This is a genomic window from Trueperaceae bacterium (assembly GCA_036381595.1).
Classification (GTDB): Bacteria; Deinococcota; Deinococci; order Deinococcales; family Trueperaceae; genus DASVCN01.
The window spans coordinates 131,741-141,531 of sequence record DASVCN010000040.1 but is presented as its reverse complement, the minus strand read 5'-3'; the positions used below and the strand labels follow the sequence as shown (position 1 = coordinate 141,531).

The 9,791-nt window shown below is 65.7% G+C and carries 10 protein-coding genes; 2 read left to right on the top strand and 8 right to left on the bottom strand.

The genetic code is table 11. From position 1 onward, the window contains the following. Positions 1-1,191 (bottom strand): S-layer homology domain-containing protein (locus tag VF168_14085; protein HEX7005309.1); only part of this gene is annotated, 1,191 nt, incomplete at its 3' end. A 461-nt stretch (positions 1,192-1,652) separates the two neighbouring features. On the opposite strand from VF168_14085, the gene thyX reads away from it, so the two are divergent. Both thyX and VF168_14075 read left to right on the top strand, forming a co-directional pair. Beyond that, entirely contained in the window at positions 1,653-2,555 is a 903-nt protein-coding gene (gene thyX, locus VF168_14080; protein ID HEX7005308.1) for an FAD-dependent thymidylate synthase, read from the top strand. Next, positions 2,556-3,014 carry a 23S rRNA (pseudouridine(1915)-N(3))-methyltransferase RlmH gene (locus VF168_14075; protein ID HEX7005307.1) on the top strand — a complete coding sequence of 153 codons (459 nt, stop codon included), beginning with the start codon at positions 2,556-2,558 and terminating at the stop codon, positions 3,012-3,014. Here the strand turns inward: VF168_14075 and VF168_14070 are convergent. The 7 genes from VF168_14070 to VF168_14040 all read right to left on the bottom strand — a co-directional run bounded on the left by VF168_14070 (position 3,002) and on the right by VF168_14040 (position 9,625). Continuing rightward, positions 3,002-3,622 carry a hypothetical protein gene (locus VF168_14070; GenBank protein HEX7005306.1) on the bottom strand — a complete coding sequence of 207 codons (621 nt, stop codon included), beginning with the start codon at positions 3,620-3,622 and terminating at the stop codon, positions 3,002-3,004. The two genes, VF168_14075 and VF168_14070, sit on opposite strands and share 13 nt — an antisense overlap. A 138-nt stretch (positions 3,623-3,760) precedes the next feature. After that, a complete protein-coding gene (locus VF168_14065; GenBank protein ID HEX7005305.1) occupies positions 3,761-4,096 on the bottom strand; it encodes an iron-sulfur cluster assembly protein in 336 nt (111 codons plus the stop codon). A gap of 67 nt (positions 4,097-4,163) precedes the next feature. After that, positions 4,164-4,694, bottom strand: a complete 531-nt coding sequence (locus VF168_14060; protein HEX7005304.1) for a LapA family protein — start codon at positions 4,692-4,694, stop codon at positions 4,164-4,166. A gap of 94 nt (positions 4,695-4,788) precedes the next feature. Then, on the bottom strand, positions 4,789-5,850 hold the full coding sequence (gene rodA, locus VF168_14055) for a rod shape-determining protein RodA (protein ID HEX7005303.1): 1,062 nt from the start codon (positions 5,848-5,850) through the stop codon (positions 4,789-4,791). A gap of 85 nt (positions 5,851-5,935) precedes the next feature. Further along, positions 5,936-7,591, bottom strand: coding sequence for a BatA and WFA domain-containing protein (locus tag VF168_14050; GenBank protein HEX7005302.1), 1,656 nt, complete (start codon positions 7,589-7,591; stop codon positions 5,936-5,938). Between the two features lie 25 nt (positions 7,592-7,616). Further along, positions 7,617-9,317: an acyl-CoA carboxylase subunit beta gene (locus tag VF168_14045; protein HEX7005301.1), complete on the bottom strand. Its 1,701-nt coding sequence runs from the start codon at positions 9,315-9,317 to the stop codon at positions 7,617-7,619. Beyond that, positions 9,317-9,625, bottom strand: a complete 309-nt coding sequence (locus VF168_14040; protein ID HEX7005300.1) for a cupin domain-containing protein — start codon at positions 9,623-9,625, stop codon at positions 9,317-9,319. Before VF168_14040 ends, VF168_14045 begins: the two co-directional genes overlap by 1 nt. Positions 9,626-9,791: the final 166 nt, after the last annotated feature.

Genomic DNA, 9,791 nt, shown 5'->3' with positions numbered 1-9,791 from the left:
GCAGAAGAAGCCCTTACGCAGGTCGATGCTGACCGCAGCGCTGAACTGGTTCAGAGCGTTGGGCGCGCCGGCCGCGTCGAAGGCGTTCCCGAAGTCCACGCTCAGGTCGAGCGAGGCGGTGACGGGCGTATCGGTGCCGTCGATATCGGCGCGATCCTGAGCCGGTTCGCCGACGTCGGTCGTGTCGTCGTCGTCGTTCAGGTCCTCAGGTCCGCTGCTGAAGACAGACTGGCCCATGTCGCGCTCGGCGTTGAGGCCGTAGGCGCGGTCGACGTCGAAGGCTTCGCCGGAGATACGCTCAACGCGGTAGTCCACGCTGATCGAGCCGGAGAGGCCGAGCGGGTTGTTCTCGAGAGCGGTTACGCGCTCTTCGAGAGCGTCGACCCGGGCGACGTCCTCTTCCAGGGCGGCGACGCGGTCACGCAGGGCGACCTGGTCACGGCGGAGGAGGATGACGAACTCGCGGATGTTCGCGATGTCCGCTTCGGTGCCTTCGAAGTCCAGATCCGGCACTGCGCCGGCAGGAGCACCAGCGCCCTGCTCGAGCGCGGTGATGCGGTCGCCGAGGCCCTGAACGACGCTGTTCAGAGCGGCGATGGCGGCGGCGTTCTCGCGAGCGCGAGTGGCGGCGGCGTTGGCCGCGTCCACAGCGTCGTTAGCGAGGTCTTCGGCCGCTTCGGCCTGCGCCTGAGCGGTGTCGGCCGCTACGCGCAGCGAGGCGAGTTGGTTGAGCAGATCGCGTACGACGTCGGGGTCGGTCTCGCCGATGCCCTGAAGCAGGTTCTCGAGTTCATCGAGACGGTTGGTGTTGGCCGCGACGTCATCGGAGAGAGACGCAACGGTGCTCTCCACGGAGGAGAGCTGCACACCCTGCGCAGCGACGTCGGAGGCGAGTTCCTGCAGAGCGTTCCGCAGCGAGGCCATGTCCTCTTCGGACAGGGCGAGGCGGGCGTCGAGGTCCTCGTTGATGACGTCCAGCAGTCGGGAGACTACCAGCGCGGCCTGATAGCGAGTGAACGCTTCATTACCGCGGAAGGTGCCATCGGGGAAGCCGATGACGATTCCCAGGTCCGTGATTTGCTCGACGGCCTCCGCGGCCCAGTGGTTATCCGGGATATCCGGGAACGGGGTCTGGGCGAAGGCGCCGCTGGCAAACAACGCAGCCAGGAGCGTGATCAGAAGTTTTTTCATGCTTGATTTACCCCTTGAACTTGAAGAAGTTGTGCTCGTTGCGGCGAGGCGACATAAAACGACGGCAAGGAGTTTCCGAGTTTCCTCCGCTGCCCTTTTGTCTCTGGTGTCGTTACTCGCCGGAAGTTGCGCGTTCTCGAAGCCGGTTCAAGTGGTACACCTCCCTCCGGTGCGGCCACGGTCTCACGCAAATCCAGGGAAAGTATCACATAGAGGGGTGTGGGTGTCAACGTTGCGGAAGCTCAATTCGGCCCATCCGCAAGGCAATTTTGCGTGAAAAATACCTCATTCACATGCTGGCCTCACTGCTTTTTCATGAGAGGACCCGAGGCGCGTTAGGGCCAGCCTTATGAATCCTCACGGAAATCTAACCCCGGGTTCTCCTCGGCCCCTGCCGCCTCGATCGCCGCGGCAGCCCGCCGAACCCCCAGGTGCCGAGGTTCGTGACGGTACAATCCTCCATGGCCCGCAACAACGCACCCGAGGCGGACGCCCTCCTTGACAATCCGATCAAGGTCCTCGACCACGGCTTCGTACGCCTCATCGACTATCTTGGCAACGACGACAGGATCGTCCAGGCCGCACGAGTTTCCTACGGAGAAGGCACCAAGTCCGTTCGCGAGGATGCCGCCCTCATCGACTACCTGCTGCGCAACCGGCATACGTCGCCGTTCGAGATGGTCGAGTTGACGCTGCACATCAAGGCGCCGATCTTCGTGGCAAGGCAGTGGATGCGACACAGATCGGCGTCGCTCAATGAAATCAGCGGCCGCTATTCCGTCCTGGCCGACGAATTCTACCTTCCGACGCCCGATCAGGTACGCGCCCAGGGCAAACGCAGCCGGCAGGTCGGTGAAGGCTCGATCGAGCCATCGGCGGCACGACGGGCCAGCGACTCGTTCGACAGCGCCTTGCGCAGGAGCTACGAGACCTACGAGGCGCTCCTGGCCGATGGCGTCGCCCGCGAGATGGCACGCGAAGTCCTGCCCGTGGGCCTCTACACCGAGTTCTACTGGAAGCAGGATCTGCACAACCTCTTCCACTTCCTGCGGTTGCGCATGGACTGGCACGCCCAGTTCGAGATACGAGCCTACGGCGATGCGGTGGCGCAGTGCGCCCGGGCGGTAGCGCCCCGGGCTTACGAAGCGTTCGAGGAACACATCCTCCACGGCCGTTCGTTGTCGAGAGGTGAGCTCGAGCTGGTGCGCGGGGCGATAGACAAGGAGAAGCTAGCCAAAGCGCTGCAAGAGAGCGGCTTGCGGGCGAGCCGGCAGAGGGAGCTGTTGGGCAAGTTGGACCTGGAGGACGTTCCGGTCAAGGCGAAACCCAAACAGAATGCAGAACCTGTCGGCGACGAGAACTGAGTGCGCTACCGGATAGCGGCCGTCGGCAAATTGCGTAGAGGCTTCTACGCGAGCGCCTGCGACTTCTACCTGAAGAGGCTGCAGGCGTTCGGCCGGGCGGAAGTGGTAGAGGTGAAGGAAGGTCGCGGCGCCGCTGCCGAGCAGGTCCGCCGCGCCGAAGCGGATTCGCTCCTCCAGGCGGTCGAAGGCAGGCTGATCGCCCTCGACGAACGGGGCAGAGGCTTCACCAGCCGAGAGTTGGCCGGCCGACTGAGCGATCTGGAGATCGCCGGCGAGAGCAGCATGACGGTCGTCGTTGGTGGCGCCGATGGTCTTCACCGTCGGGTGAGAGAAGCCGCGCAGGAAACGTGGAGTCTCTCCCCTCTGACCATGCCCCACGAACTGGCCCGCCTGGTGCTCCTCGAGCAGCTCTACCGGGCAGAAACGATAAGGGCAGGTCACCCCTATCACCGCGACTGAGCCGTGAGCGCCGCGTAGAGGCTCAGGACGTCGCTCAGGATGAATTCTGCCGCGTCGAGTTCGACTTCCTGTCCCGGTGCGGTCAGCAGGATCCGTTCCTCGGCCACGGTGAGCAAAGGGGGCGCTTCGACCCTGCCCACGATCCTCTCGAGCACCCGGCGCACGGCGGGACCGAGTAAGCCGACGACCGCCTGCTCTTCGCGAGCCACCACCGTCACCGTCTCGTTGAACTCAGCGTCGTCGGGAGCGAGGACGATCTGCCCGCCCGTCGCGCTCGCCTGGAGTGACGAGATGACGTTGTGGACCTTGCGTACCGCACGCCACGACACCGGCGAGAACTTCTCCTGCGAGACGAGGAGGCATCCCGTGACGCATGGGAGTTGCCTGCTACGTTCGTTCGTCGGTCGGATGTAATAGAAGAGGTAAGCGCGGACCGTGGGGGCCCCGGCTGACTCGAGCACCGGTCCCAGCTTCGCGCCCGCCGGCAGGTCGAGAAGTTCTTGCAGCAGTATCTCCCCGTCGTCGGCGCGGCCCAGGCCGAGGCCCTTGGCCAGTTCGAGCCAACGCTTCTCGAGGGGTTTGCGGCGGCGCCAGAAGCGGAAGAACATCGCGCTCAGCTTACCTGTCATACTTTGGCGGTTCGGGGTAAGTTTTCGATCCGCGGCCCCGTTAGCCGATGGAGCGCGGGCACGCCTCGCGGCTGGCGAGCAGCGAAGCGAACCGGGTCGTGCGAACAGCGGACCCGGTCAGATGTTGAAGCCGAACATCCTCATCTGCTTCTTGCCGTCGTCGGACATCTTCTGAGGCGACCAGGGGGGCGACCAGACGAACTCGACGTTCACCCGCCGCACGCCCTCGACCTTCATCGCCGCGAGCTCGGCGTCCGCCTCGATCATGTCCTGGACGGGGCAGCCCATGCTGGTGAGGGTCATGTCGATGTCCACCGCGCCTTCGTCGTCGATACGCACGTCGTATATGAGGCCGAGGTCGACGACGTTCACGGGGATCTCAGGGTCCTTGACGACCTTGAGCGCCTCGAGGATCTGTTCCCTCAGGCTCTCCTTGTCCAGATTTCCGCTCATGTTCCCAAATTATCAGGCCTCACGGCTGCAGGCGGTAGTCGGGCAGAGTGTACCCGTACGTTCGCCCTCAGGCGCCGTCCCGGTTGGGCTGCACCCGTTCCCTCTGCATCCTGTCCTCGAGTTCGCCTATGTCGGCAGCCAGTTCGTTGCGAACGAGGACGACCCGCTCCTGGACCATGTCCATCCGTTCGCCCAACCGCCCCTCGAGGTCGCCCAGCGTCTCCTTGAGGTTCGCCTCGACCCGCCCGGTGTCGGTCTCGATCTGCTGCCTGATCGTGTCTATCCGGTCGCGCAGAGAGGAGTCGAGCGCCTCGATGTCCTCGGTTCGCTTTCTCTCCAGCCTCGCTTGAAGATTCTCGATCACGCGCTCCTGGTGAGTGACCTGCTGAAGCTGCCGAGCCCTCTCCCACAGGGCGGCCAGGAAGAAGAGCAGGCTCACGGCCAGGGCGAACAGAAGCAGCGAGAAGCCGAGCGGCATCTCGACGGTGCCGAGAAGCAGGTTGACGGGCGTTGGTTGGAAGAGCAGTTCCCAGTTCAGCAGGGCGAAGAGCAGGCCCAACACTGCCACGAGCGTGATCAGAACTCCCTTGAACCTCATCTCCGTCACTTTAGCAGGCGACTCGTTGAAAGCCGTGAGGCAGGGCGATTTCTGGACGGCAAGTCGGGATCGACTCGGGTGGCGGAGAAGTCGCCTACCAGTCGCCGTATCGATCTCGGTGCGCTACGAACGCCAAGGTCAGGGCGAGCAGCGTCGAGATGAGGCTGGTACCGCCATAGGAGACGAGGGGCAGCGTTATGCCGGTAACCGGCGCCAGGCCGAGGGTGACCCCTATGTTCACCACGACCTGGAACCCGATCAGCAGCACGACCCCGACTATCAGGAACTGGTCGCGTTCGAAGGGACACTCGGCAGCCATCGCCACCAGCCGCCAGAAGAGCAGGCCGTAGAGGAGCAGCAGGAGCGCCGCGCCCACGAAGCCTCCCTCCTCGGCGAGCACCGGGAAGATGAAGTCGGTATGGCGGTAGGGGATGAAGCCCAACTGCGACTGGGTCCCCTGCTCGTACCCCTTGCCGAACAAGCCGCCCGAGCCCACCGCTATCGTCGACTGGATGACCTGGTAGCCGCTTCCCATCGGGTCGGCTTCGGGATTGAGGAACGACACCAGGCGCGCCCTCTGGTGGGGCTGAAGGTTGGGCAGCAGAACCGTGGGCACGGCTACCGCGAAAAGGAGCGCGAATACGACCAGATGCTTCCAGGGGATGCCGCGCATGAGCAGAAGCCCTCCGCCGATGGCAGCCAACACCAGGGCGCTCCCCAGGTCGGGCTCCGTCAGCACGAAGGCGAGCGGCAACAGGAGGATCAGGACGGGCCTGACGTACGACACCGGGCTGCGGATGGGTCGCTCGTGAAGACTCACGGCCAGGACCATGATAAGGGCCAGTTTCGCCAGTTCCGACGGCTGGAAGCCCGGCAACGGGCCGATATAGAGCCACGACTTGGCTCCGTTTACCTCGGTCCCTACGAGGCGGGTGAGCAGAAGCAGGAAGATCGTGAGCCAGTAGATCGGGTAGGCGAAGCGGAGGACCCGGTGACGTCCGAGCCAGAGGAGGAAGCCGCAACCCACTACACCGACGCACAGGAACATCAGCTGGCGCATGAACTCGTTCGAAGGCGCAGCCGAGCTGAGGGTGAGCAGTCCCGCACCGAGCAGGAAGATCACGACTACTGGCAGGCTGAAATCAGTGCGGACCACAGGGGGGCTCCCTCCGCCGTCAGACTATCAACCGCCCGGCCGCGTCGGAGTGAAGCCACCTACTCGACGCGAAGGAGCTGTGGGCTCAACCTCCACGTACCCAGCCCACCCCTCCTCTCGACCAGCCGATCCACTCCAGGAGCAGCAGCGTCGAGGCGACGATCACCAGCGCCAACCAGAGTCCGCGGCTCGTCTCCACCAGGTCGGCTGATGTCGTTCCGCTCCTGTTGTCTGGAGCGGCCGCAGCCGCAGCTGGCAGAGAGGTCTCGGCGGCAGAGAGGAGGCTCGCTGCAACCGGTCCGGCGGGAGTCTCGTAGATCCCTGGCTCGAGAGCCACTTCGACCTCGCGGCCGTCCAGCGTCGACCCTTCGGGCAGAGACGAACCGAGCGGCAGGCTCGCCTGGCCCCGGAACGAGGTCATCACGTTAGCCACGAACGCGGGGAAGGCGGGCCGGAGGACCATGTCGGTCTGGGAGGGGTGGAAGGCGACCCTGACGATCGTGCGCTCCGTGTCGCGGAAGCGGCTGATAACGGGGGTGAGGTCGGCCGCCCTCGCCAGCGTCTCCCAACCCTCCTCGACCGGCGGCCGCATCTCGGGCGCGAGGCCCACGACGGTTTCCCGCAGGTCGACGAATCTGAAGAGTTCGTCGGCCTGCGCCCAGTCCCGTACAGTTCGGTACTCGGGTTGCTCAGCCGGAGCGGCGAACGAGAGGACATTACCGGTAGGGAGCGGATCGGGGAGGGGCCCGAAGGTGACCCTGACGTCCGCCGGGACCTGGGCCGGCGACGGCGAGACGCGCGCTTCGGTCCCCGGCAGCGCGTCGAGGGCGCGGAGTACCGGGCCCGAATCCTCCTCCACGACCACCCGCAGGGCCCTCTTCCCAGCGTACGCGGCGTCGTCGAGCGGCAGAGCGTCCCACTCGGGCACCCGCAGTCGGGCCTCGAGCAGACCCGCTTCGGTTCCGAGGGGCAGAGTGGCGTTACCCTGCCCCGAGCCTGGTACGAGTATCTCGGTCGCTGCCAGCAGCTCGCCGTCGCGGAGGAGCTCCAGCTGCAGCTGTTGCGGCCTCGGGTCGCTCGAGGTGACGGCCACATAGGCCTGACCGATGCCGACATCGAAGGTGGTGACGCCGTAGTTGAGCGCCTCGCCTGCGACTGGATGGAGGAAGAACTCCCCTGCCGGTACCGGGCCGTCGCTGAAGAGGTGTACCTCGCCGGCAGGCAGCAGGGATCCCGCCAGCTCGAGCGCCCGTGCCAGATCGGCGCTGCGGTCGCCTGCTCGCAACGTCCGCAGCGCCTCCCGCAACTGGGCACGATCGCTGTCGAGCGGGGCGAGGACGCGCGCCTCCAGTCCGGCCCGCACGAGGGCCACCCTGCTCCCGCCGGCGAGAAGCTCCTCGGCCTCCCGTACCGCACGTTCGAGGCGCACGCCACGGTCGTCAAGCGCCATCATGCTCGCCGAAGCGTCGATCACCAGCACCCGGTCGGGCGGTCCCTGTAGTGAGATCGCCGGACGGGCGAGCGCGAGGGCTGCCATCGTGGCGAACAGCAGCTGCAGCAAGAGCAGCCAGGTCGGGGAGAAGCGCCGCCGGCTCTCGGCCGCCTGGCGGGCCCGGCGCCAGAGGAAGAGGGCCGAGACCACCCGTGGCCGCCGTCGGGTTCGCAGGAAATGCAGCACCACGATCAGCGGCAGGGCGAGCAGCGCCCAGAGGAACTGCGGCGCCAGGAAGCTCAGGCTCAAGGAACCATCCAGGGACGGGAGCGCATCAGACCTGGAATACCCCCAGCTTGAGCTCCTCCATCTCGGGATTCTGAGCGCAAGCCTCCAACGCTCTGATGAGACGGTAGCGGGTCTCGGACGGCAGGATCACCTCGTCCAGCCACAACCGGGCGGCGCCGTAGCGCACGTCCAGCGCCTCGTCGTAATCCTCCCGGATCCTCCGGTAGAGCGAGTCGAGCGTCTCCTGATCGACCTCTTCGCCACGCCGCTTCAGTTGAGCCGCCTGGATGTCGAGGATCGTCTTCGCCGCCTGTTGACCGCCCATCACGCCATAGCGCGCGCTGGGCCAGGCGAACTGGAACCGGGGAGCGTAGGCCCGCCCGCTCATCGCGTAGTGTCCCGCGCCGTACGAGCCGCCGATGATGAGGGAGATACGGGGCACGACCGAATTGCTGACCGCGTTCACCAGCTTGGCTCCTCGCCGGATGATCCCCTGCTCCTCGCTCTCACGGCCGACCATGAAACCGCTCACGTCGTGGATGAAGAGGATGGGGATGCCGCTCTGGTTGCAGTTGAGGATGAAGCGGGCGGCCTTGTCGGCGGCCTCGGCGTAGATCACACCGCCCACCTCCAGCCGGCCACGCGACTTCACCACCTTGCGCTGGTTGGCCACGATGCCCAGCGGGTAGCCGCCCAGCCGTGCCTGGCCGCAAACCATAGTCTTGCCGTAGTCGGCCTTGTACTCGTCGAACTCTGAACGGTCGACGAGCCTGGCGATGACCTCGCGAACTTCGTACGGCTTGCTGCCCCCTTCGGCGGGTACCAGTCCGAGGAGGTCGTCGGGCTTCTCGGCCGGTTCGACCGCCTCCTGCCTGTCCCTGGCCCAGCCGGCGACCTCCTGAGCGGCGTAGTTCTTGGCCAACCGACGCAACCGCTCTATCGCCGCCTGATCGTCCGGCTCTCGGTAGTCGACCGTGCCCGAGACCTCGGCATGCATCGCGGCCCCACCCAGCTCCTCGCTGCCGACCTCCTGGCCGATGGCGGCCTTCACCAGAGCAGGCCCTGCCAGGTAGAGGCCCGAGCCTTCCGTCATCAGCAAGGTGTCGCACATGACCGGAAGATAGGCGCCTCCGGCTACGCAGTTGCCCATTATCGCGGCCATCTGGGGGATGCCGGCGGCGCTCATCCGGGCGTTGAGGTAGAAGACGCGGCCGAAATCGTCCTGGTCCGGGAAGATCTCGTCCTGCATGGGCAGATAGACGCCGGCGGAGTCGACCAGGTATATCACCGGGAGCCGGTTCTCCTGCGCGATCGTCTGGGCCCGGATCACCTTTTTCGCCGTGATGGGGAAGAAGGCGCCCGCCTTGACCGTGGCGTCGTTCGCGATGATCAGCCAGTCGCGGCCATGGATCGGACCGATGCCGGTCACCACGCCGCCAGAGGGAGCGCCTCCCTCCTCGGCGTACATCTGCCAGCCGGCGAAGGTCATCAGTTCGTCGAACTTCGCTCCCTCGTCGAGCAGCAGCGCGACCCGCTCGCGGACCGTGAGCCGTCCCTTGTCGTGCTGGCGCTTTTGCGCTCGCTCCCCTCCGCCCTGCTCGATGGCCGCCCGATCGTCGCGGATCATGGCGATCAGGTCGTGCCACTCCTTGCGGTTGCCGGCGAACGGTTGCCGGCGGCGGTCCTCGAGGCTGAGCTCGGAGTCGAGAGTCGGTGGGCTGCCGCTGCCCTTCTTGCCGCCAGCCATCAGCGGGCTCGGGTCACGAGGACGACGAGAAGTCCTCCTCCGGCGTTCTCCAGCACGTGTGGCACGCCGGCCCCAACGGCCAGCACCTTCCCTTTGCCCAGCCGCTCACGGTCACCGTCGGCGTTCACCAGCGCTTCCCCTTCGAGCACCTGATAGACCGAGCCGGCGTGATGAACGAGCTCTTCGTCCCGCTGACCGGCTTCGAAGCAGAGCAGAGACACCTGGAGATCTCCGGCATCGAGCAGTCCGACCTTCTCTACGCCTTCCAGTGAGAACCGCCGCGCTTCGCCTATGCTTGCCGTCTTCATATCGTTACCTCCGCTCGTGTGGCGAACCGGTCGGACCGGCCGTCGTATCCCTGCCCGCTGGCCGGTCCCGCGCTACGGGCCCGCCTCTCGGGGGAAGTTCACAGCCGTAGCGAACGCTTGTGGATAAGTCAACCTCTTGACAAGGACATGAGGTTTCTGTTAGAGC

Coding starts and splice junctions, on each gene's coding strand:
- thyX (HEX7005308.1), top strand. CDS start 1,653: ATGGCCCGCAACAACGCACCCGAGGCGGACGCCCTCCTTGACAATCCG.
- VF168_14070 (HEX7005306.1), bottom strand. CDS start 3,622: ATGTTCTTCCGCTTCTGGCGCCGCCGCAAACCCCTCGAGAAGCGTTGG.
- VF168_14065 (HEX7005305.1), bottom strand. CDS start 4,096: ATGAGCGGAAATCTGGACAAGGAGAGCCTGAGGGAACAGATCCTCGAG.
- VF168_14060 (HEX7005304.1), bottom strand. CDS start 4,694: ATGAGGTTCAAGGGAGTTCTGATCACGCTCGTGGCAGTGTTGGGCCTG.
- VF168_14045 (HEX7005301.1), bottom strand. CDS start 9,317: ATGGCTGGCGGCAAGAAGGGCAGCGGCAGCCCACCGACTCTCGACTCC.
- VF168_14040 (HEX7005300.1), bottom strand. CDS start 9,625: ATGAAGACGGCAAGCATAGGCGAAGCGCGGCGGTTCTCACTGGAAGGC.